Source organism: Natranaerobius trueperi (assembly GCF_002216005.1).
Lineage (GTDB): Bacteria > Bacillota > Natranaerobiia > Natranaerobiales > Natranaerobiaceae > Natranaerobius_A > Natranaerobius_A trueperi.
In genome coordinates this window covers 59,537-84,353 of record NZ_NIQC01000008.1, presented here as the reverse complement: position 1 = coordinate 84,353, position 24,817 = coordinate 59,537, and the positions used below count along the sequence as shown (strand labels likewise).

At 30.9% G+C, this 24,817-nt stretch carries 20 protein-coding genes; 15 read left to right on the top strand and 5 right to left on the bottom strand.

Annotated elements, in window-relative coordinates:
• The 4 genes from ltrA to CDO51_RS05200 form a co-directional block, all read left to right on the top strand.
• A partial coding sequence (ltrA, locus tag CDO51_RS05215) for a group II intron reverse transcriptase/maturase (protein ID WP_089023251.1) occupies window positions 1-989 on the top strand: 989 nt, incomplete at its 5' end.
• Between the two features lie 438 nt (window positions 990-1,427).
• Window positions 1,428-3,374: an McrB family protein gene (locus tag CDO51_RS05210; RefSeq protein ID WP_089023250.1), complete on the top strand. Its 1,947-nt coding sequence runs from the start codon at window positions 1,428-1,430 to the stop codon at window positions 3,372-3,374.
• Window positions 3,343-5,883, top strand: coding sequence for a restriction endonuclease-like protein (locus tag CDO51_RS05205; RefSeq protein ID WP_089023249.1), 2,541 nt, complete (start codon window positions 3,343-3,345; stop codon window positions 5,881-5,883). Before CDO51_RS05210 ends, CDO51_RS05205 begins: the two co-directional genes overlap by 32 nt.
• A 126-nt stretch (window positions 5,884-6,009) precedes the next feature.
• A complete protein-coding gene (locus tag CDO51_RS05200; RefSeq protein ID WP_089023248.1) occupies window positions 6,010-7,473 on the top strand; it encodes a stalk domain-containing protein in 1,464 nt (487 codons plus the stop codon).
• A 503-nt stretch (window positions 7,474-7,976) separates the two neighbouring features.
• On the opposite strand, the gene CDO51_RS05195 is transcribed toward CDO51_RS05200, so the two are convergent.
• Together CDO51_RS05195 and CDO51_RS05190 are read right to left on the bottom strand one after the other, a co-directional pair.
• Entirely contained in the window at window positions 7,977-8,408 is a 432-nt protein-coding gene (locus tag CDO51_RS05195; RefSeq protein ID WP_089023247.1) for a hypothetical protein, read from the bottom strand.
• Window positions 8,409-9,248: 840 nt separating this feature from the next.
• Entirely contained in the window at window positions 9,249-9,842 is a 594-nt protein-coding gene (locus tag CDO51_RS05190; RefSeq protein WP_089023246.1) for a restriction endonuclease, read from the bottom strand.
• Between the two features lie 313 nt (window positions 9,843-10,155).
• On the opposite strand from CDO51_RS05190, the gene CDO51_RS05185 reads away from it, so the two are divergent.
• From CDO51_RS05185 to CDO51_RS05175, 3 genes are all read left to right on the top strand, one after another.
• On the top strand, window positions 10,156-11,820 hold the full coding sequence (locus CDO51_RS05185; protein WP_089023245.1) for an McrB family protein: 1,665 nt from the start codon (window positions 10,156-10,158) through the stop codon (window positions 11,818-11,820).
• Entirely contained in the window at window positions 11,820-12,983 is a 1,164-nt protein-coding gene (locus tag CDO51_RS05180) for an McrC family protein (protein ID WP_089023244.1), read from the top strand. The genes CDO51_RS05185 and CDO51_RS05180 overlap by 1 nt, the downstream gene beginning before the upstream one ends.
• A gap of 274 nt (window positions 12,984-13,257) precedes the next feature.
• Window positions 13,258-13,692: a gamma-glutamylcyclotransferase family protein gene (locus tag CDO51_RS05175; RefSeq protein WP_158212329.1), complete on the top strand. Its 435-nt coding sequence runs from the start codon at window positions 13,258-13,260 to the stop codon at window positions 13,690-13,692.
• Here CDO51_RS05175 and CDO51_RS05170 read toward each other — a convergent pair.
• Window positions 13,667-14,725 (bottom strand): IS3 family transposase, encoded by a 1,059-nt coding sequence (locus CDO51_RS05170; RefSeq protein ID WP_089023242.1) that lies wholly within the window; start codon window positions 14,723-14,725, stop codon window positions 13,667-13,669. The two genes, CDO51_RS05175 and CDO51_RS05170, sit on opposite strands and share 26 nt — an antisense overlap.
• The gene (locus CDO51_RS05165; protein ID WP_089023241.1) at window positions 14,722-15,228 is read right to left on the bottom strand and encodes a transposase; all 507 of its coding nucleotides are present in this window, start codon (window positions 15,226-15,228) and stop codon (window positions 14,722-14,724) included. Before CDO51_RS05165 ends, CDO51_RS05170 begins: the two co-directional genes overlap by 4 nt.
• 301 nt (window positions 15,229-15,529) lie before the next feature.
• Here CDO51_RS05165 and CDO51_RS05160 point away from each other — a divergent pair, with 301 nt between their 5' ends.
• Both CDO51_RS05160 and CDO51_RS05155 read left to right on the top strand, forming a co-directional pair.
• Window positions 15,530-16,171: a hypothetical protein gene (locus tag CDO51_RS05160; RefSeq protein WP_143824684.1), complete on the top strand. Its 642-nt coding sequence runs from the start codon at window positions 15,530-15,532 to the stop codon at window positions 16,169-16,171.
• Window positions 16,172-16,305: 134 nt separating this feature from the next.
• Complete coding sequence (locus CDO51_RS05155; protein WP_089023239.1) at window positions 16,306-16,680, top strand: hypothetical protein; 375 nt, start codon at window positions 16,306-16,308, stop codon at window positions 16,678-16,680.
• A gap of 117 nt (window positions 16,681-16,797) precedes the next feature.
• Here the strand turns inward: CDO51_RS05155 and CDO51_RS05150 are convergent, their stop codons facing one another.
• Window positions 16,798-17,910: a tetratricopeptide repeat protein gene (locus CDO51_RS05150; RefSeq protein ID WP_089023238.1), complete on the bottom strand. Its 1,113-nt coding sequence runs from the start codon at window positions 17,908-17,910 to the stop codon at window positions 16,798-16,800.
• Window positions 17,911-18,160: 250 nt separating this feature from the next.
• Here CDO51_RS05150 and CDO51_RS05145 point away from each other — a divergent pair, with 250 nt between their 5' ends.
• From CDO51_RS05145 to CDO51_RS05120, 6 genes are all read left to right on the top strand, one after another.
• A complete protein-coding gene (locus tag CDO51_RS05145; RefSeq protein ID WP_089023237.1) occupies window positions 18,161-19,654 on the top strand; it encodes a HEAT repeat domain-containing protein in 1,494 nt (497 codons plus the stop codon).
• A gap of 17 nt (window positions 19,655-19,671) precedes the next feature.
• Complete coding sequence (locus tag CDO51_RS05140; protein ID WP_205842117.1) at window positions 19,672-20,469, top strand: hypothetical protein; 798 nt, start codon at window positions 19,672-19,674, stop codon at window positions 20,467-20,469.
• Window positions 20,470-20,482: 13 nt separating this feature from the next.
• Window positions 20,483-21,112 (top strand): hypothetical protein, encoded by a 630-nt coding sequence (locus tag CDO51_RS05135; RefSeq protein WP_089023235.1) that lies wholly within the window; start codon window positions 20,483-20,485, stop codon window positions 21,110-21,112.
• A gap of 529 nt (window positions 21,113-21,641) precedes the next feature.
• The gene (locus CDO51_RS05130) at window positions 21,642-22,142 is read left to right on the top strand and encodes a hypothetical protein (protein ID WP_089023234.1); all 501 of its coding nucleotides are present in this window, start codon (window positions 21,642-21,644) and stop codon (window positions 22,140-22,142) included.
• A 43-nt stretch (window positions 22,143-22,185) separates the two neighbouring features.
• Complete coding sequence (locus CDO51_RS05125) at window positions 22,186-24,057, top strand: N-6 DNA methylase (RefSeq protein ID WP_089023233.1); 1,872 nt, start codon at window positions 22,186-22,188, stop codon at window positions 24,055-24,057.
• 130 nt (window positions 24,058-24,187) lie between these two features.
• Window positions 24,188-24,817, top strand: coding sequence for a hypothetical protein (locus CDO51_RS05120; protein WP_089023232.1), 630 nt, complete (start codon window positions 24,188-24,190; stop codon window positions 24,815-24,817).

Genomic DNA, 24,817 nt, shown 5'->3' with positions numbered 1-24,817 from the left:
TACTACAACCAATATTTGAACCAACATTTTCTGATAATAGCTTTGGGTTTAGACCAAACCGTAATGCCCAACAAGCGATCAAAAGGTCAAAAGATTACTACGCCCAAGGCTACAAATATGCAGTTGACATAGACCTAGCAAAATATTTTGACACTGTGAACCATGACTTGTTGATAGGTATGGTAAGGGAACAAGTAAAGGATGAAACCATCATACGACTCATACGAAAATTTCTAAAGAGTGGAGTTATGTCAAATGGGCTTTTGAGCCCTTCTACCAAAGGTACTCCACAAGGTGGAAACCTGTCTCCACTACTTAGTAATATCTACCTCAATAGTTTTGATCGACTACTTGAAAAGAGGGGACATAAATTTGTGAGGTACGCAGATGACTGTATCATCTACGTCAAAAGTAAGAGAGCCGCTGAAAGAGTAATGACCAGCTGTACAAAATACCTCGAAGAGAAATTAAAACTTAAGGTGAATCGAGATAAGAGCAACATTGGGAGCCCACTTAAGCTTAAGTTTCTTGGCTATTCCCTCTACAAAGTTAGAGGGAAGGTTGGAATCCGACCGCACCAGAAGTCCGTAAAACGGTTCAAGGACAGGGTACGTCAGATAACAAGTCGTAAACGTGGTAGATCGATTCAAAAGATACTTAAAGAGCTTAAAGTATTCACCACAGGCTGGTTAGGCTATTTCTCCATCGCAGATATGAAGAATAGAATCACTGCCCTTAACGAATGGATTAGGCGTAGAATTCGAATGTACTTGTGGAAGCAATGGAAGAAAATAAGTGCGAGGTTTAAGAACCTCAAACGACTTGGAATAGCTAAAGGGAAAGCTTGGGAATGGGCAAACACTCGGAAAGGTTATTGGCGGATAGCCAATAGCTGGATATCATCAAGGTCATTAACAAATGAATACCTCGCATCAATTGGATATGATGACATATCCAAAAGATACGAGGCATTGCACTCAAACCATTGAACCGCCAAGTACCGGACGGTATGCTTGGTGGTGTGAGAGGTCGGTAGATAAATTAATTATCTACCTCCTACTCGATTCAATAACCAGATATGGACCAATGGGATACTATTTTTAAGGGAATTGGAAAAAGTACCTTTATAAAAATAATTACGAATTTAAAATACCCTTTCATAAAAGAGACATAGATAAAATTGTTTGTTATATCTCAAAGCGATAGGGAATAATAAGATACTTATACTAATTGAAATATAGAGCTTTATGAATTAGAGTACATCATTAAATTAGAAAATTATTATTATATAGCCATTTTAAACCTAATATCTGGTTTTAACTAACTATTAGAGAGTTATATTATGCGTATATTAGAAAGGATTACGATAACTTTAATCGAACTGTACGTATAGTAAAAATTTACATTGATTTATCGGAGGGATTACTATGTCTGTAATAAAACAATTCGACCAGAAGTTTCATGGAGGAAGCACTTCATATATGATGGCTACTATATTAGCTATGTTAAAAAATATAGATGACAAAGGAATTGCTGATATAAAGGATGTAGAAGATAACTTTTATAATTTTTATCTGTATCGCTATAAAAATGGAAAGAAGCCGGAAAAAGAAGGAACAAAAATGTATAAAGCAGGCCAACTAACTAGATCAATTAATGATATTATTGGGACACCCATTAATGCATTAAGAGATTTTATAGATTATGATGGCTCAAATAAGATAAAGTTTCGTGAAAATGTTTTTGCCGAACTTAAGAAGGGCTATAATCTATTAGAACTTAGAAAGGTAGCTTATAAACAACTTTACGATTATTATAAGAAAATAGATAATAACTGGCTTAAAATAGATGATCTGAAAGAATTAGATTATGGATATACAGTATCTGAAGAAGATATAGCATCAATCTTAGGTCAAAATCTGGTAAAAGAAATTTCCCCAATCGAAGTTGATGAATTAAAATCGGTAATTATTTTGTGTACGATAGATGGACAAGAATACCCTAATGAGTGGTTAGATGATAAAAAAAATTACTTAAAATATTATCTAGATGGTCATGAAATTGATGATGTCACAGAATATAATGAGAAAATTAATTCGAACCAGGCGATAATGAAGTTTAAAGATAAAAGATATTCGGTATTACCTTTTGTTCGAGAAGAAAAGAATTCACTTTTTTATTTTGAGGGTGAGTTTGAGATACAAAGTATAGAAAAAGATGAGAGGGGGCATTCATATTTTATACTGGAAAGAAATATCCCCTTAACTAAATATGCTAGACTATCTGATGGAAATAAACATTCTAATCAAACTAAAAAAGAAGAGTTTAATGCTAATTTTCTAAGTGAAGTAAGTAATCATGTATCTTCATTTGTACATAGTAAAGGGTTTGTGTTTTCAAAAGAAATGATCAAAAACTTCTTACTATCTTTAAAATCTAAACCTTTTGTAATATTAGCTGGAATATCTGGGACAGGGAAGAGTAAATTAGTGGAGTTAGTTGCAAACTCATTAGGAGCAACTAGAGAAAATGGTCAGTTTAATTTAATTCCAGTACGTCCAGATTGGAATGATAGCTCTGACCTATTAGGTTATAAGAACTTACAAGGAGAGTTTGTTGAAGGTGAACTAACTAAGATTATAAGAAAAGCAGAGAATGATTTAGAACATCCATACTTTGTCTGTTTAGACGAAATGAATCTAGCAAGAGTAGAATATTATTTCAGTGATATTTTAAGTGTAATGGAAACTAGAAAAAACCAAGGAAATAAAATTATAAGTTCACCAATGCCAGTAGAGGGGTTAGGTGAAAAATTAATTTTCCCTGAAAACCTCTACATTATTGGTACAGTTAATATGGATGAAACTACTCATTCCTTTAGTCGTAAAGTTTTAGACAGGGCAAATACAATTGAGTTTAATGAAGTTGATTTAAATCATCTTCCTGATGATATACCAACTGAAGATGTTTTACCTAAAAAAGCTCATAATAATGTGTTTAAAACTAGATATCTAACATTAAAGGACTGCTATCAGGGTAATGAAGATTATATTAAAAAACAAGTAGAATTATTAGAACAAATTAATTCTACTTTAAAAGAAGCTGGATTACATATTGGGTATCGAGTACGAGATGAATATTGTTTTTATTTAGTAAACAATAGATACTATGGTCTATTAACTGAAAATACGGCAGTAGATTTTCAGTTAATGCAAAAGATCCTCCCAAGAATTCAAGGTAGTTCTCTAAAAGTAGAGGAAACATTAGAAAAGATAATTGATTTATGTTCTAGTAATTATCCTTTAACGAAAAGTAAAGCTGAATTTATGTTAGGGAGGTTTAATGAAGATGGTTTCACCTCCTTCTGGCTCTAAAGCTGTAGAACTATTAGTTATAGAATCTGATATATTTACACTATCAATTAAGGGATCCCCAGTTCATCCTAATGTACAAGCTTTGGGTCTAAATAACTCTGAAGGTAACTTTAAAAAGAGTCATATTAGTTTTGAAGCTTTGATAGATCAAAATTACAAAGTTTATATATATGATCATAGTTCTAATAATCTAATACCTTATAATAAAGGACAGATTGAACCTTTCTTTTTTGAACAAACAAACTATGAAATTATATTAGAAGTAAAAAAAGAAAATAACCAATATTCACTGACGTATGATAACTCATACTCTAGTGATATTGTAACTCCAACTGGAAAAAGTGGTAGAGTATACTCAGGAGTTATAAACTTTAGAAATGATGTTGGTTTTTCTAGGTTTGTGTTAAAAGAGAATGAAGAAGAAATATTTGCATTTGAAATAGAAGTATTTCCTAGTAAATTAGATTATCTTGATGACTTTCAACAGATGTTACAGGAGGTTAACCAAGAGGTATATAACTTAGCTTTTGATTTTTTAAGAAAAACTTTTCTCTCAACTACACTAACACAGGAAGAAACACCTTCAGAAGCTGAATTTTTCACTATTATATCTACTATCTTTGATAAATTTTGTGATGCTTTGGAGCGGGTGAGAAGGCAACCACATCATAAGATAGTTCCCTTAAATAGAGTAGTTAGGCCAGAAAAAGCTAAAAGGACAAATAAAGAGACTATGAGGTGGTTACAGAAAAGGCCATATGTAATGCAAAAAAGCTATAACAAAGGAATTAGTATAAATAATACTAGTTATATACCAAAAAAAGTATTAGATAGTAAAAAAGAGCTTAGCTATGACACTTATGAAAATAGATTTTTAAAGTGGATCTTACTTATAGTAGACAGACGTTTAAAACGTTTTTCTGAAAAGATAAAAAAGGAAAAACTAGATGCTAATGATGATTTATTAGATAAAATCTATAAAATGCGCACTAAAATACGTAATTTTATAAACAATAGTTTTTTACAGAATGTAGGTAACTTACATCGTTTAGAAAAAAGCTCTTTAGTTATGCAAATGGGTGCTGGGTATCGCGATGTTTATAAATATTACTTAATGATACAAAAGGGATTAAATATTAGTTCAGATATATTTAATATGTCTTTAAAAGATATTGCAGTACTCTATGAGTACTGGTGCTTTTTAAAGTTAAATGCACTTCTTAGAAATAAGTATAATCTTGTTAGTAATAACTTAGTTACTTTAGATAGATCGGGAATAGTTGTACGTTTACAAAAGGGTGAAGAATCTCAACTTAAGTATCATGATCCTAAAACCAATGAAGAGTTTATAGTATCATATAATCGTGCTTTTAATAATTTACCAACTATAGGACAACATCCAGATAATATTTTAAGCTTAAAGAAAAGTGATTCTAATGTTCGCTATCAATACGTTTTTGATGCTAAATATCGATTAGATACAAGCTCTGAATATAAAGTGAAGTTTAATCAAATAGGACCTCCTGTAGATACAATAAATGCTATGCACCGTTATAGAGATGCTATTGTAGCAAATAACAAAAATAATGATAATTATACAAGAGATATTTTTGGAGCTTTTGTACTATTTCCTCATAATAATGAAAATGCATTTGCTGGGATAGAAGATGGAAAGCCCAGCAAATTTTATGACAGTATTTCTGAAATAAGTATTGGAGCTTTACCGTTTTTACCAAGTCAAACTAAATTAGTAGAGAATTTTCTAGATGATTTATTACTAGAGTCCTCTGATACAGCTTTTGAACGATCTGTTGTACAAAAAGGGACCAAATCTTATTATGATAAAAAAGAACAAATCAATGATGTATTAATAGGACCTTTAAAAAGATCAAGTCAGCTTGAAGTCTGTTTAGAAAATAATATGTACTACACTTATCTTGATCAAGTAAAAAACCAATTAGGATTAATTAAGTATGTTGCTATATATCAATCGAAAAGAAAGTTTTACAATACTCAAAAGCAGGGGATTTTTTACTATGGGAAGGTAAGTGAGTATTATATCCTTCCTAGAAAGAATATAACAGAAGCAGAAAAAGCTACACATCCTGATAGATTAGCTGTTAAATTTGTAGTAGATGAATGGAAAAGTTTAGATCATCCAATTCAACCTAGGGGTTATGGGCCAAAAGGTCCACAATTTACTAACTGGTACATATTCAATGAAGCAAAGACTTACCCAGAGCTACACCTTACTTGGGAAGAGATGCGTCTTTTAAAAGAGCTTAGACGGATTGAAAAGAAAACTGATGTTAAGTTTCCTAAAGATACCATAACTATTACTGATCGGTTTGAAATTCTAGAGTTTCCAGGTTTAGTAGTAGAAAGGAAAGATAGAGATAATTTTGAAGTGATAACTAAATCTGAAAACCAATTATTTGAGTTTAGAGAATTACAGTTACATGCTAAAACAGTATTAAAAGAAATTATTAGTATGTGGTTTAAAACATAATATTTAATTTTTTTGTTACCTCCAAGTAGATTCATTATTTCCTAAGAAGGATTTACCATAAAATTAAAGAAATGGTAAATATAGGTGTTGTTTTAACGATTGAATTAACTATTTGGAGGTGGTTATTTGAAAATTTTAGCTTTATCCTTAATGCTAATGCTGTTTCTAAGTTCATCAGTTTTAGCGGACGACTCTATGGAGGTAGATGTAATTGTAGATGGAGATGAAGTTGAGTTAGATGAGCCAGCTCGTATGGAAAAAGGAAGAACTCTACTTCCAGCACGTGATGTATTTGAAGGTATAGGTGCTGAAATGGATTGGGATCCAGATACACAAACAGCTTCAGGTACATTAGACGATACTGTAGTTGAAATACCACTAGGTAGTAATGAAGCTACTGTAGATGATGAACAAGAAGATTTAGATGTAAAAGCACAAACTTTTGAAGGATATACTTATGTACCCCTTCGGTTTGCAGGAAAAGCTTTCGGGGGAGAAGTTAGTTGGGATGGTGCTACTAATACAGTAGATATAACTATGCCGGATAAAGAAGAAGAGTCAAAAGATACAGTAACTTCAGAAAAAGATTCTGATGATGAACTTATAGCTCATTTTATTGATGTTGGTCAGGGGGATGCCATATTTCTAGAAGCTCCTGATAAAAATATTTTAGTTGATGCTGGAGATAATTGGGAAGGCGAAACAGTAGTGAATTATATCAAAGAATTAGATGTTGATATAATTCACAAAGTTGTAGCAAGTCACCCTCATGCTGATCATATTGGTGGTCTTTCTGAAGTATATGATAAGTTTGAAGTAGAAGTAACCTATGATAGTGGTGTTGAACATGATACTGAAACTTATGAAGAGTACTATGAACTAGCTAATGAAAAAACAGATTTACAAACTGCGAAGAAAGGTGACACATTAGATGTTGAATCTGTTGATGCTCAATTCATTCATCCACCAGAAGATCATGAAGGAGATATACATGATCTTAATCTAGTTTTAAATATAGATTATGAAGACAACTCTATTCTCTTAACAGGTGATGCTGAAAAGCCATCAGAGGAAATGATGATTGAAAATAGTCAAGAACTACCTAGCGAAATTTTAAAAGTTGGTCATCATGGATCTAGTACCAGTACTAGTGAAGAGTTTTTGGATAACGTTGACCCTGAAGCTGCTGTAATACAAGTAGGTGAAGATAATAGGTATGGTCATCCTGATGAAAAAGTACTTCATCGCTTACAGGAAAATGGTGTAGATATATATAGGAATGATTATCAAGGGGATATAGTAGTAACTCTAGATGACGATGACTGGGATTCTAATGTTAAACCTTGGGACGGGGAAGTTGCTGAGAAGGATGAACCAGAAGATGATGAAAAAGAACCAATAGGAGAAGTTAATATAAATACTGCTTCAAAAGAAGAGTTACAAGAAATAACTCATATTAGTGAGACAAGAGCTGAAGAAATAAAAGAATCACGACCTTTTGATTCTTTAGATCAACTTACTCAAATTCATGGTATTGCAGATCAACGTCTTGAGGATATAAAAGAAGAAGGAACTGCATATGTTGAATAACCTAAAACCTAGCTGACACCCATACCTGGGGTCAGTTTGTTTTTATACCCGACTTTTTTTCTATCAGTATTAAAATTGTTTTGTGGATGCCTATATTGTGTAGTTAATGAAATTTTTCAAAAACAATCTTGCAGTTTTTGTAGGTATTTTAATATAATAATCGAATTTTAAATATTAAGACAGAAACCTAATTGGTGTGTATGTAGGAAGTCGGAGGAGGTTAATAAATCGAAAAAACTGAAAATGTATAATATATCTAAAAATAAGATCTTCAGAATTTCCAGATAATGAGAGTTTAAAGAGGTTTTCAGACACCTCCTTAAAGGATGGCATTTTTAGTGTTGAAAAGTCTGAGATCCAACTTTCGAAGGTTTTACTGAATTTTGCAGATTAAAAATAGAAGAAGATAAAAGGCTCTAAAGTCAAGGCAAGAGTACAAGTTAAAAAGTTCAATAGAGTTAACGACTGCCATCATAAGCTGACGGGTCGTTTTGCCTAGCAAATTATTTCGGAAATTGCATATGCACGCAACCATTTTTTTCGTAAATATCTGTTTTTGTTTTAAGCGCTGAGTCAAAATATTGCTTCTTTTTAATAAAGTCTTCGCCACATATACCGGGTAACAGTTTGATTTTTACATGATAATGTTGATTTTCTTTTTTGCATTCAGTTATTTTCGGGTATTTAACTTCTTCTTTTTCTTTAATTCCTAAATTTATGTTCGCAATAGTCTTCTTAATTGTTGAGCGTATCTTTATCTTTTCATCTTGAAATAGATATAAAATTATTGACAAAAGTAGTATACCTACTCCTATAATTCTTATAAAATTACTCAAAATTAAATCAATAACTTCTGGAACTTCTGTAAACATATAAGGCAACAGGTAAATGAAACATATTGTAGCAAATGAAATCTGAATAATAAGATTTTTCATAATTTCACATCCTTCCCTAAAAAATCTAATCAATATTAATATTATGGACTTTTTGAGGACTGTATGCTTGAATCAATTAGCTAAGAGTTTCTTTTTTAGATTTTTTAAGTTGTACATGTGTCTTAATGCAGGCTTCAGCTATATTATGACCGAAGAAATGTTGTTATCCCAATAATTTCTTTTATAAACATACTGTGGATCTACCTATAAGTCTTCCTAGTAAGATTGTATTGCTTTAGTTGCTTTTCCACTCAAGTGGAAAAAACAGCCATATTTAAAAATGGGGAAGGTCGTTTTGTAAGTTAGATTGTTTTCTTAAGCAAAATTCCATTTTGTCTAACTTATTTTTTTAAGAAAGCCAATCTTTCCCATAAATAGACATCATTACCCTTAAAAAGATTTTTAGAGGTGAGAACAACTTCTAATAATATCTTATAACAGGTATCTAAATACTTATAACGTACCTCATGAACGAAATAGTATTACGACTGACATAAAAAAAGATGCAGAGACGATAATTATTAAGGAACTCATGAAAAGTAAGCCTATTTCTATACAACAAAAGGTAAATATTGATAACTTAGCTGCTGACTATATTGCATCACTAACAGTTCATATAAATAACTCTTTCACATGAAGTTGCAAAGTACTATATTTCTAACCAATATAAGTAGAGATTAAAGACAACATTGGATGAATTAAGTCTTCTTTTTATAATATAAAATAGCAAGCAAAAATTACAACCATTTAAAAGAGAACAAGTTCCTAAGTTTAGAATGAATTTGTTGTTTCCATTGTTTATAAAGTCTAATATAGTAATAAACATGTGAAAGAGCTAAATCATAGAATGAGGTTTTGTTTTTTGTCATTTGGGATAGTCCTGATTAGATCTTCTCTACTCCAGAGTTTAACTTTGCATGTATGTGCTAACTCAACTGCATTTTTTGTAAAATGTGAATTAGTGATTACTATAGCGTTGGAACAGTGGTAATATTTTTTGCCTGCTTCTACGGCTTGAACTGCATCTATACTTACATTAGAGTTGTATCTTTTAGCCTGAACTGCTGTTTTAATGCCTTTTTTATCTTTTAAAATTAAATCTACTCCATAGTCAGCGGAATTACGTGTAAACTTAACTTTATATCCAAGGGAGCGAAAAAAATCATATAAATAATTTTCAAAATCCACACCGCTCATTTGATCGATATTTTCTAACTCTGTACTTTCCACAACTAAAAGGGATTTATGTCTTAGATAAACTTTAGATATAAGTAGAAAGAAAGGCACCAATAGGAGTAAGGAAGGTACTTCAATTATAAATTGTATTAACATTGAAATAACTATTAGGTATGAAAATACTTTTACCATTCCATACCTGTATTTCCTGAACATCCTTTTTAAAAGTCTATCCACTGATTTTTCTAATTTATTCATTAATATCACCTACTACTATGATTTATTTTTAGTATCTACTTAGATGAAAATATAATGTATAATAATTAAATATATAAGTTTTATTTAAGCTAATAACTAGAGTTAATATATTAGAATTAGATGTGAAAACTGAAGAAGCAAACGTGGAGAAGGTAATATAAAAAATAGAAGAGTTATATTTAAAAATAGGATAGTTGATGAGAAATATCATAAAAACATATATGGTTTAGATAAGTTCAAAAAGAAGATTCAAAAACAAATTTAATTTAAGTTTGTAAACAAGTTTTATACGATTAAAAAAGGGGGGATCTCTTTGAACGAAGAAATTAAAGAAGAAATCAAAGAATATGTAAGACAGATGGATACAAATTATTTTAGAGAAGATATTGAAAGAAGGTTAGAAGCTGAAAAAGAGATGCGTGAATTGATAGAAAGAACTAATTTGCTAAATGGAGGAAATTGGAGTAGAAAAGATTTAAGTGACTCTATTAAAATACAAAAGAAAGTTCATAACATAAATAATTTGGTTCTACCTAAATTGGTAGGTAATTATTACTACAACGTCTATTTTAAAGGGTATGAAAAATCAGAAGAAGAGTTTATAAAAGAAAACCCTAAATATGATGGTGGATCTGGGCATTCTGGTGTTGATTTAGAAAATTTTTCAAGAGATTTAGCTGATTTATTTAACTCTGAAGGTGATGATTTTCAAGATGCGTATATTAAATTTAGTAAGCACCCTGGTGTAGGAAAAGCTATAATTTCAGGTTATTTACATCTTTTTGATTTGAATAAGTTTCCATTAATTAATGGTGCATCTGTAAGTGGTATTGAAAAGTTTATTGGAAAACAAGACCATAAATCTTTAAAAAATTATGCTGAAGAAGAAAGGAAAAGGCAAAACATAACTCAACAGATAAAAGATTCTGATTTTAGAAATTATTTGGCTTACTTGAATATATTTAGAGAACTATCTACTTTAGAAGAGCTTAAGAATTATCACTATGTAGATAGTTTACTGTGGTATGTTAAAGATCATTATGAGCCTAAAGTCAAAAATGTGGATATGGGTGAGTCTGAGTTTAACTCCCCAGTAGTAAATGAAACAGAATCATTGAATACATTAGATAGTTTGTCTAGAGACATTTATTTTGAATTAGATACAACTGAAGAAATACTGAGCTTGTTAAAATTAAAGCAAAATGTGGTTTTTTATGGTCCCCCTGGAACAGGAAAAACCTATGTTGCTAAAAAAGTAGCCAAACATATTGTGGGGGGTAAGGAAAATAACATTAAACTAATTCAATTTCACCAAAACTATTCTTATGAAGACTTTATAGAAGGTATCCGACCTGAATCCAAATTGGAAAATGGTACTCATATTATTGATTATCCGATTAAACCTGGACTATTTAAACGTTTATGTGATGTTGCAATAGAAAAGCCAGATGAAAAATTTGTATTAATAATAGATGAGTTTAACAGAGGGAATATTTCAAAAATATTTGGTGAACTATTATATTCATTAGAATATCGTAGTGAAGAAAACACGATTGATTTACCCTATTCTAAAGAACCATTTTATATACCTGATAATGTATATATAATAGCTACAATGAATACAGCAGATAAATCTTTAACAAGAATAGATTTTGCAATGAGAAGAAGGTTCGCTTTTTATAAATTTAATGTAGATACTAAAGTTTTAATTTCTTGGGGTATAGAAAATGGGTTAGTGTTAGATTCTCTTGCTAAATTGATCAATGATGTTAATACTGAAATAGAAGATGAAAACTTTTTTGTAGGAATTTCATTTTTTATGAGAGATGACTTATCATCAAATATTAAATATATATGGAAATCAGAAATTTATCCATATTTAGAAGAATTCTTTATAGATGATTTAGATAGTCATTCAAGGTTAGAACGATTTAGATGGGAGAATGTAAAACATAAATTAAAGGACTTGATAGAATAATGGATAGTATTAAATTAAAAGAGTATTCACAGAGTCCAAGTGTTCAGTTAAATCTTGATCATTTAAATTTACTATTAACTAGATATAAAAAACAATTAGGTGTCAGGTCTAGTATTGATGGCTCGGGTTATATGCTAACTAGTAATAGTTATGTGGGAGTATATGATTTAGTAGATTTTAAGGTAATAGTAGAGCCAAAAATTGATAAATTAAATATTTTTAAGATGCTTACTTTCGCTTATGACTTAGTTTTTTGGTACGAAGAAAAATCTGAATTAAATAGTATTGAAGAATTATTTGAATATCTGGTGTTAGTCTTTCAACGACAGGTAGATCGACTTATAAAAAAAGGTCTACTTGCAGATTATGTGTTGGTTAAAGAAAGATTGAATTACGCTAAAGGTAAAATAGGTGTAAACTCTTTGGTAGAAAAGCCATGGGAAAAACATTTAATTGATTGTAACTATGATTCCTATAAAGTTGATATATTGGAGAATCAAATAATAAAGTATACTATTTATTTTTTAAAAAAGTATGTAAAAAATGCTAAAGTAAGAAGAGCTTTAGTAAATACAAATCGGTATTTAGAAGAGGTTTCTTTAAAGTATATATCAGTAAGAGATATAGATAGAGTGCAATATACTACCTTAAATAAACATTATAAGAGCATCCATAATTTTTGTAGACTATTTTTAGAATTATTCGGGGTAAATGAAAAACAAGGCGAGATGTACTTTAATCAATTTTGCGTAGATATGAATCAGCTTTATGAAAAATATATAGGAAAGCTTTTAAAAAATGAACTTAGAAAAGATTCTGTTAAATTACAAATGAATTCTTACTTAGACGAATATGATCAAATTAATATTAAACCTGATATAGTAGTATCTGATAATCAAAATCATGCACTAATTATAGATACTAAATACAAAGCATCGAAACAAATAGAACAAAATGATATTTACCAAATGGCTGTTTATATGAGTAGTTTTAACGCTGATGGAGTATTACTGTATCCTAGTTTTGAAATAGAAGAAACAGAGTATTTTATTGATGGTAGAACACTTTATATTAAAACAATCGACTTAAATAAATTAGATAAGAACTCAAAAGAATTAGTTGACTGGATAAAAGGAGTAGTAAATCATACAAATAAAGTGTAGAATATGGATTTTTGAAAATGTTATGTAGTAAGTTTAATATTTTGAGACAGATTATAGTTTATGAGTACCTTAACAATACATGGTAAAAAGCATTTTAATAATGAGTAAATATAACTATTTAAAGTCAACCTATTGTATCCAGTTCGTAATTAAATTTCTTTTACTTAATATTCGTTACGGTTAGCGAATAAGAAAAGGTAACCAAGAGAGATACAAAAGATCACTTACGGTTATACAAAAATATAACCTACTTATTTCAATGGGGGCATACAATATGAACTACCCAGTATTTGTGTATGGGACATTAAAAAAGGGGTATGGTAATTACCGTCTAATAAAAGACTTTACTACTCACGAACTTCCTGCTACAACTAAAGGTGAATTATATGATTTGGGGGCTTTTCCAGGACTGATAGAGGGAAGTGATACAATAAAAGGACAGCTTATGTATATAGATTCGGATCATTACCAATCTGCTTTGTCTGTATTAGATACTATGGAAGGTTATGATGAAAATAATATTAACAATAGTCTATATATTAGAAAGTTAGTAACAGTACACGCAGATAATCAAACGATTGAAGCGTATGCATATTTTTGGAATGGAAGTGTAGAACAAGCTAAAAAAATTGAAGAGGGTGAATACCGGTGTTTGTCAAGTAAGTTGTCGTGTATCCTAAATTTTACTTCTGCTTTTCAGGCTTTTTAAGCTCATCTGAAACAGGATTAAGAGAAACAAATCCTGGTAAAGACCAATCTCTAATTGTACTTGCCCATCGTTCTGGATTTTTTTTCTTGGCTTCTTTATATACTTGAGTACGCTTGTCCATGATAGTATCTTCTAAACCTTGGTGGCGTTGGTTGGGTGTTATAAAATTAATCCCACTGTGTAAATGGTCATGGTTGTACCAATGAACAAAATGTTGCACCCACTGTCTTGCTTCTGATAGGCTTGAAAAACCATTTTTAGGGTACTTATATCTGTATTTTAGGGTCTTAAATAGAGATTCTGAATATGGGTTGTCATTACTTACTCTTGGCCTTGAAAAGGAGCTTTGTACTCCTAGTTTTTCTAAGGTTGCTAAGAAAGTGGCTGCTTTCATAGGACTACCATTATCAGAGTGAAGTACTAAAGGCCTTGAAGCTATATTTTCAGCTAGCACGGCTTTTCTAATTAATCTTTCAGCATACTCAGCACTCTCTGTTTCCCATACTTCGTAGTTAATAATCTTTCGGCTGTAGATGTCTACTATTAAGTAAAGCTTGTAGTAACGGCCTTTCAAGGGACCATCAAGCCAAGTTATATCCCAAGTCCACACTTGGTTTGGCGCTTTTGCTATATGAGTTGTAAGTGATCTTTTTTTAGCAGGTTTACATTTACTTCTATGGGTGTTCATTTTATAATCCTTTAGTATTCTGTAAATGGTGGATTCTGAAGCTATATATTCACCTTGATCTGCTAAAGCAGGAACTATTTTAGAAGGTACTAAGTCAGCAAATTCAGGCTTGTTTACAACTTCTACAACTCTCTTTCGTTCTTTCTCTGATAATTTATTCTTTGGCTCTGGACGCTTTACTAGTGGGCGCTTATCTTCTTTGATGTCATTATTCTCATCTTTCCATCTTTGATAGGTACGCTCACTAATATTAAGTACTTTACAGGCTGGTTTCAAGCGGGCACCAGAGCTCCTTGCTTCATCGATCAGCTCTATTGCTAGTTTGCGATCTGTGGTGCTGATCATTCTTCCTCTGGGTCCCCCCAAATCGCCTGGCTCTTTTTTCTAAGAACTAGTAGGGCTGCTGTTTCAGCTAAAGCCTTTTCCTTTTTACTTAATTCTTTTTCTAAAGACTTTGTTCTCTTTTTTTCGTCTTTTAGTTCATTTTCGATCTCTTGAGGAGCCTTAGTATTGGATAAGTTAGCGTTCAGGCATTGATTTTGCCATTCCTTAACTTCTGATACGTATAGGCCTTTTTTACGGCAATATGCTGATAATTCTTCCTCTGTAAGGCTGTAAGTTTCTAGTACAATATGGAACTTGTCTTCAGAGCTCCAGTTGCCGTTGGATTTATTCCTTAATGATGAGGCTTCTTTTTTCTTTTTAGTTCTTTGCCACTGATATATTGTTGATTTAGAGATGTTCAACTCTTTTGCCATTTCTGGTATTGTTAAGTTAGGTTGGTTTTCTAGCTTTTTTAATATTGATTCTTTAAACTCTTTTGAATAATGCTCTTTTCCTTTTTTCATTTTAATCTCTCCTTAGGTTAGTTGCCCACTATTCTAACATAGATTCCTTTTTCTTACACGACAACTAGCCTAACATATAGGGATACTAAGAAGTTACGTTGGAGTGATAAACTTGAAAATGAACTAGGAATTTTAAACTATCTTGATTACATTTATCAATCTATGAAATGAAAGATATACATAGTCCTAATAAGAACCTTAAACGTTAAAATATGTGATGAGGAGACAAAGAGTGTATTATTATCGGCTGACCAGGAGAGGAACTGAGGTTCTAGATAATGATTTGGAAAGGGGGGGTGATTTGAATATAGAGCAAAAGTTAAACGATAAAGAGCATTCTCATTTAATCAAAGAAATTGAAACCAGCACAAATATATTAATAGGTGCACCACATCATGCACCAAAAGGGATTAAGAGCCTTCCTTGTAAAGAACACCCAGATTCTGATGAAAACGTAGGTTACCTTGCCCAGTATCTCGCAAATAAACTTAATGCTTCATATATTATAGCAGTAAATGCTAAGAGTGATTACAATAAAATTCTAGATTCAGAGTATATTCAGTTTATTAAATATATTAAACCTAAGATATTTATTGAAATACACGGTCACGGAGGAACAAATGCAAAACAAGATATTGAAATTTCTACAGGTTCTAAAGATAAAGAAAGTTGGTCAATTGAACTCTCAAAGATATTAAAAGAAAACTTACAAAAAGATGATACATTAAATAATCTTTCTGTATCTGGTAGTTGGAATGAGATCTATTTTACAGCAAAATACACCAAATCAATAAAAACTGGTGACTGGATTGGATTTCATATAGAACTACCACAGAACTTGAGGATAAGTAAGTTAGATGCTGTTACACTTCCACCTGAAGAAGGTTATTTATTTTTGGACTACCTAGCAAAAACAGTCAAACAACTAATAAATACTCTCTAAGCTAAATCACAAATTTTACCGAATATTGAACTCGTGTAGGGTTTAGTAATTAATCTTCTTATTATAGAGGAAAAAAATTATGTATGAAGAATTTAACTATCAGGAAAAGTTAATAACACTCGGGAGGGGTAAACTTGGACATAACTTATAGCACAATCAACTTATATTATGCTCTTAAAGAAAAGTATCCTGACTATTTAAAGCCTGAAATCACATCAGTTATGATGATTCAGTCAGAAGATGATGTATGGTTAGAGATATTAGAAGAAAGAGTTGAAGATGTTTTTGAAAAGCAAACTATTAGGAAGTCAGATTTATCATTTATTGTTGAAGATGAAGAAGAAGGCGAGCCTTTCTTTAATCCAGAAGATCCTATCGAACAAAACGCGAAACGATTACTAGAGGACTTTTCTACATATTCCATAATTAATACTATGGATTTATTTCATGAAGAAGCATGTGAAAGGATTTGTAAAAAATATAATACTTTTGGAGTAGATGAAGGTTAGTTTATTAAAAAATCTTATAACGAATCTAGATTTTAGTATCTAGGCTACATATATAGATTAACCTTAAAACTAGCTGACACCCATACCTGGGGTCAGCTAGTTTTTCTATCAAGAGTTTTATAATTTACTATTGTTCGGAAAAACCTTTCTGGCTTTATTTAATATTTTTTTTGCTAAATCAGTATTTCCTAATTGATAATTAGCTTCGATAAGGTTTCGATAGACTTGTATGATCATGTCTTCTCCAACCATTTCTTTTGATTCTAATAATGCCTTTACATAATTATCAATAGCTTGTTTGTAATCTTCATTATAGAAATAGATGTTTCCTAGTAAAACATAATTAACACATGTTGTAATATTATCGTTTTCTTTATCTTTTAATAATGAATAATTAGTGTCTCCAATTTCATATAAAAGAGATTTTAAATTATATATTAGGTATTCATCGTGTGGATTTAACTCTAATCCTTCCTTGTAAGATTGAATTGCTTTAGTTGTTTTCCCACTTAAGTGGAAAAACACACCCATATTTAAAAATGGTGAGGCGTCGTTTTGTAAGTTAGATTGTTTTCTTAAACAAGATTCCATTTTGTCTAACTTATTTTCTTGGTGAAATAAGAAAGCTAATCTTTCCCATAAATAGACATCATCACCCTTAAAAAGTTCTTTAGAGGTAAGCAGAATTTCTAATAATATTTTATAACAGGTATCTAGATACTTATTCCGTACTTTAGCTTCTAGATTTTGTGTTTCTGAAAGGGTTAATAGATTTCTAACTTTCACCATTTTATTTTTAGCTACTACTTTTTCCGGTAGCGGTACGTTTGTTCCGATACTTTCTTCTGGAATGTTATCTTTAATATATTTTTGAATTTTTCTACCTAGTTCCGTTTGTCTTACTTGTATAACTAACCAATTTCCAGGTCTAGAGGCATATGATTTTTGGTAGTAGATACTTCTAAAACCATTTTTAAATACTTCTAAACCATTGTATGGTGAATACTTATAGTTCTTTGGTAGTTCTGGTATTATACCTAAATAATAATTTCTATGAAGCTTATAATATGGACTATGTGTTCTTCCTTGTTCCATTGAGTTTAGCGCTTCATTTCTAGTTTTCTTAATAAAACTAGTTTCCTTTCTTTGGGCTGCATTGAGTTCAATTATTGTCTTAACAAAACTTCTCCTTTCTTCTAAAGATTCAAAACAAATATAAATGTTTTTCATTTTAATCCCCCTTAAGTCTTGATCACCTATATAGATACACGCACAGTTTGTAAGTGGTTACGAAAGGTATAAAAGATAATCTGATAATTTTAAATAAAAAACTATGGTGTTTTCCGAGTTTTCAATAGGTTAAATTTCTTAAAATTTCAACATTTTATAGGTATTTTAAGGAATCTATAGAATAAATTTACTATAGGGCTTTAGGTGATATATGAATCTTAAAAGAAATTTATAAAGGGGAGAGGTGCAAGTGTTAGATCAGATACCAAAAAAAATGTGTTCCTTAATTCCTGAAAAGAATGAAGTGGGACAAAAGTTAGATCTAATAAAGCATGATGCAGTAGTAATTTCTTTTAAAGAAGGGTATGAAATTAAACAGGTTATTAATTCAGAAGGAGAACCGTGTGTATATGTCTTACTTCATGAAGAGGAAAATGAAGAAGCTTTAACAAATGTCGATAGTCAACTTGTAATCAGTAGATACAGTCAGGAATTAGTTGAGCTACATGCGGAAATATTTGATGATACGGATACTTATTTTACATTTAATTTGATTTTTCATCATAATGAAATAAATCATTTGTATATGCTACGTTGGATAGCAAAATATGGTTTTTTAAAAACTGTTTTTATAAAAGGATGTAATGATGAGTCCTTTCAAATAGTTGGTCAACAACAATTATATGTTCCTAAATACTTTAGGATTCAAATGGTTCATTATATCCAAAAAGGGATGTTGTTCCGTGGTCTAAAAAAAGATGGACATTGTACTTTAGATGGAGTGAAAGACCTGTTAAGCAGTAGTGGATGGAGCTATCAGTTTGATATGGATATTTTAGGAGAAGAAATAGGAGCTGATATCGCTATAGAATATGTTTATTCTGTTTTGTTAGATTTATTAAATGATTTAAAAAATGACGACAGGTTCAACTCTTTGAACTTTTTATGTTGGCACTGTGAGAAAGATTTGATGGGATCTAGAGACTTGTCGGTACCGGGGTATATACTAATGATAACACCAATGTATGATAATGAAATATATATACCTGAACATGGCCAAGATGTTTTTGCTACTGAACTCCAGAAAATACCTGGCTATATAAGGCAAGAAGGATGCCATCCATTAAATGAAAAAGCACAACCTACTATATTTTTTGATAATGGCTCAATATATCAAGTTGATCTTATTGATCAAGACACAAGTGAAGAATTACAAAAAATTCAAAGGTTATGCTCTAATGAAAGTATAGATGAGTTAGACAATGCATTAAAAGATTACGAAAAGCTCACCTGGAAAGAAATAGATTCAGCAACTCATTTTATATTAAAAACCTTTGAAGAGAAATCAGAACCTTTCTTTTTGAAAGCTCTAAATTCAAACCGCTATGTAACTCAATCTGGCGCGATTAAGGCTTTAGGACTGTTACAAAGTAAAGAAGCTATTACCCCTATTTCCAAGTTTTTAGAAAAACAGTCAAAGCAAACTATATTAGCACAGATAGCACTAGCTAATATAGGAGAAGAAAGTCTTAATCGTTTGAGACGAATCTTAAGAGAAAAAAATGCCGTATCTAGAGAAAACGCTATTAAAACTCTCGGGATGATTGGGACAAAGAAGTCACTAGCTATAATTGAGAAATTTAAAGAAGATAAAAGCAAAAAAGTCAGAGAAGCAGTGAACTTTTCAAATACAGGTTTAGATTATCCAGACTTAGCTAATGTTGACCTTAGGGACTATTCCTAGGAGAAAATCATAAGGACGTGATTATATTGTTAAGTGCTTTACTTAAAGGGAAATTAAACCCTTATAACCCAGGGGAGATCAATTCAGAAGATTTATTAACATCCATTTTTTTTGGATTTGCTAACTACCTAGACCCCAATACATTTTTGAAACCTTTTCTGAGTACAGCAATTAACTACAATGGGATTTCATTAGACTTTAGCAAAATTACTGAGTCGCGTATATTTTTTTGGCCTACTTTTTATCAAAGTAGGGAGCCTGACGTAGTTATTGTTCTTAAAGATAATGATGATAAAACCACTGTCATAATAGTTGAATGCAAATTATATTCAGGTAAATCGAATATTGAAATTAAAGATCAGAGTTCAACTCTCACCGGAGACCAACTAGTTGATCAATTTTATTTAGGAGAGTCAGAGATATTAAAAAATAAATTTGATCTTCCAGATAATTATGAGCCGTATCTATTATATCTTACAGCACATCTATCATATCCAGGAGATGATATTGAAGAATCCTTAAGGGCAATTCATGAGGATTCGATTCGCCAACAGTTTAAAGATAAACTCTACTGGAGTAATTGGCAAAATGCCCATCATTTAATACCAACTCTATCACCTTATAATGATACTGAACAAACACTTTTAGATGATTTAAAGAAGTTTTTTGAGAATAGGCGGTTATTTTACTTTAGAGGTTTTGAAAATGAAGGACCCCGACGAGAAATTTTCCAAAAAGATTATATTTTTTGGAACTCGTGGGAGATGGATAAGCCAAATATTAGTAAAACAAAAACTGCTTTTTGGCAGGAGTAAGGGGGAGAAAAGGATGAGTATTAATGGTAAAGACATATCTGATTGTATTCAATTCTTAAAAAATGTTTATGTAGAAAGTGCAACAGTATTACGTACGACCGAAGATTTGTTAAGTAAAAATAGATGGATTATACCAACTAGTTCATCTGTTGTTCATAGAAATACTTCAAATTCAATTGAACATCCAGAATATTGGATGCCTAGGTACATTTATAGATACTTTTCTAAAAGGAAAACATCAATAACTGAAGTTCTTGGGATTACTATCGCATACGATTGGGATTTTAATGAGGTTAATTTTAATGAGCCTATGGTTTGCTGTTCAAGGATTAAATTTAAAGAAGAAGTTAAGGACTGTAAAGCAGCTTGGTTTGTTTTAGGTGGGTTTAGAAAGTACTGTAAAGAAATAACTTATCATTCAGCAAATTTATACATAGATTCAGTGATTTCTGATAAAAGTGTGGGTTATGATTCTTTAATTGAAAACGGAAATGCTTCAGGATTTTATATTCCCTTAGTAGATATTAATAACAGTCAAGCAGTTGAAAACTATATTGTTAAACCACTTATAAAATTGTCAGAAGAACAATATGAAGAGTGTAATAACATGATTAAAGATAAGGCTATCAAAATGATAGGATAGTACTGGGGAATGCATATATTTTTATGCATACTGTGTTGGATTCATATAGAATACTACAGAGCTTGAAGCTAGTAATTAAAGATGATACATAGACACCTCTCCTATATAGACGGTAGGCATGATTATAAAAAAAGAAGAGATTGTTTTCAATCACAAGAAAACACATTTGAGTATTTAATTTGGAATTCTCATTAAACACTTTTTATCTGATAGCATAGTATTTAGCAAGCACACGGGCCGTCCATAAGTTAATAGTAGGCATATGATTATCATATGCCTTACTTAAGACAAGTAACAACAATACTAAAAAATAATAAATTAAATATCATAATAAGTATTGATTTTATAAATCGAAAATGGTAATATATACATATAATACATAAAATGAAGAGTAAAAGGAAATTTTTTTGAGATTTAAATCCAAGTAATAGTTATACTAAATTTAGTATTAAAAATTATATAAAAGGAGGGCGGCTTGATTAATGTAAGAGAAGTTCATAATTAGTTTATAAAAAGGGGAGAGGATATAATGTGTAATGTAAGAAAATCAGACCATTATTATGGGGTCTTACTTTCAGTGTTAATTAATAATGAATTTTCTCCAGTAATGATTGAAGCAGGAGACAAACGGAAAATTTACGGCGTTTTTACTAACAAGGGTGGCGAATATCAAATATATTCAAAGTTTTTATCGGGACCGAGTAGTAATAGCAAGGACAGTTCTACATGGAAGTTCGCCTTTTCTGAAAATGAAATTAACGAAATTAAAGACATTGAATCCACAGAGGATCTGGGGAAGGAAACTATTTTTGCATTTATTTGTAGTCAGAAAAAAATGAATGGTACAGAACTAGCTTTAATAAAGTTTGAAGAATTAAAGAAGTGTATTGATCTAAACAGACAGTATCAAGGTCAATTGACTGTAAGTATCATGAGAAAAAAAGGCTCTCATGGTCTTTGGGTATATGGGACTGACAGGAGTCGTGAACAATCAATCAAAGTTTCTAGAGATGTAATTAGTAACTTGTAGTTTTTATTCACATAATTAAGTATTAATAAAAGGAGGACTCAAAATGAATCGTAAGCATGTACTAGAAATATGTGATCAGTTACGGGGTGAAGTGAGAGTAGAGGAATACCCACATGTTTGTTTCCCATTATTAACAATTAAACATCTTTTTGAAGTTGATACTCCATTCTACATTCCAGAAGAAGTTGATTGGAACAACTTAATAGCTAATGGATATAACTTGGTAGAAAGAACTAAGCAAACAATTGCAAAAATAGAAGAAAGTAATAAACAATTGAAAGATGTACTTAATATCTTTCCGAGTAAGTCATTGTCAGACGTAAATTTATACAATCTAATGATAGGTTTAGATCAAATACAGAATCAAGAGCAGTCTATAAAAACGCTTATTGATCGTTTAGTAGTAAAAGGTGGCAAAACTTCAGGAATGATGCACACTACTAAAACATTAAATGAATTACTAGTTAGTTTACTTGATCCGGTACATGGTAGTTTTTACGACGGAACAGCTGGACTAAGTAATACTCTTATTGAAGCTAAACAATATGCAGAAGAAAAACAAGGTGAACTTCAGTTATATGGTCAAGAATTAGACCCAAAAGTTTGGGCTCTAGGTAAAATGACCTTAATCTTAAATGGTTATTATGATGCAGTATTACAAAGAGAAGATTCCTTAAGAAATCCTATGACAACAGAAGATAATAATTTGAAAACTTTTGATTATATAGGGATGAGTATTCCTTTTGGATTACGTGACTGGGGCGTAGAAGAAGCAAAAAGTGATTTATTTGGTAGATTTCGTTTTGGTATACCTAGTAAACAGCATGGAGATATGGCTTTTATATTACATGCATTAACTTCACTTAACCATTCAGGTAAAGCCGCACTAATAGTACCGCATGGGGTTTTATTTAGAGGCGGTAGTGAAGCAAAAATTCGTAAAAAGTTAATTGATAATGATGTTATAGAGGGAGTTGTTGACTTGCCGTCTGGGTTATTTGCAGGGACAAATATTCCAGTTTCTATACTAGTTTTAAATAAATTTAAACCCGAAGAATTTTCTAATAAAATTTTTATGGTGAATGCAAAAGATGTTAAAAGTCAGGGGTTAGAGTTATCTAGAGAAGGTTTAGATAGGATTATTAAAACATACGGTAATAAGGATATTAATGAAGGATTTAGTAAGTGGATAAGTAATGATGATATAGAAGACCACAGCTTATTAGTTAAAAACTACTTTGAAGACCGGGAAGTGACAACATCAATTGGTAGATTTAAGGTAGATCGAAAAGATTATGAAAATAATACAAAAACTATTCCTTTAATGAGTTTGGGTACATTTTATAGAGGTCTAAATACTCATGCATATAAAGCACAGGATTCTGATGAACCAACTCACAAGATACTACAACTATCTAATGTAGAAAATGGTGAGATCTTTCTTGATGATGCTGATACCTATAATGCTAAGGATCTTAAGAACCCTAGTTCATATGAAGTTCAACCAGGTGATGTGATCATTTCAAGTAGAGGTAGTTCTATTAAAATTGCTGTTATTCCAGAGGGAATTGAAAACACACTTTTATCCCATAATTTTATTGGGTTTAGACCTTCTGGGAATGTTGACCCAAACTTTATTAAGTATTTTTTAGAAAGCCCAGTAGGGATTAATTACCTCTCTTCATTTCAGAAGGGATCTACTGTATCTGTGTTGAAAGTTAATGATATAGAGAAAATCTATTTACCTAAACTTCCTTTAGAAGAACAACAGGTAATAGCAGAAAAGCTCCAAGATGCTGATTTAAGACTGAAAAATAAAATTCAAGAAGCAAAAGAGGAGCACAAAAAGCAGTATTTTGATGCTTATGAAAGTTTAGACATTAATGAAAGCATCACAGAGATAAATGGTTATTAACTCCATTTATCTCTGTGTTGAAAATCAGTACAAAAAGTCGAGCAGGTCAGGGAGTATGTAGACCTGTCAAAATATGTTATAATTTTACTAAATTCTTTGTACAGACTTAAAATTATCAAGGGGGTACATAATGAGTCAAAATTCTATTTATTACTGGCAGAATTTTTTAGAAAAAGATGAAGTGAGCGGTGTTAAACCAGACTCTTATATTCTTAATTTCCACATAGTAAATCAAAATACAAATGATATCTATTATGAGTGGTTTTCGTTTGAAAATGAAAAAGAACTATTAGGATTTATAAAGTACGTTGCTTTACCATCTGCATATTATTCTAGAACTATAGGAAAGGAAAAAGATGAATTAATAGTTTCCCCAGATACATATGATGGGGTTTTAGAACTACTAAATAATGCAGAGGTAGATGAAAATGAAATTAACAACTTTAAAGAAGATTTTTCACTAGTTGAGGATATTGAAAATGACTTTAGTTTAGAACAGTTAGAAAAGTTTAGTGACAGTTTCCACTCTCACCTAGATATCTATGGGATAGTTTTTGCTGGTCTTTATGTACATGAGAATATAAAGAAGTTAGGTGAACAATTAATCAAGGACTATGAAGAAGAGGGTATGATTGATGAATTAGAAAGACAAATGGAGTTAGGTAAGGACGATATAATAGATCTATTTTCAAACATTGAAAATAATCCTTTTATGTTGAGAAAGATTAATGAGTTTTTAAGTAATCAGCTTTTTCTATAA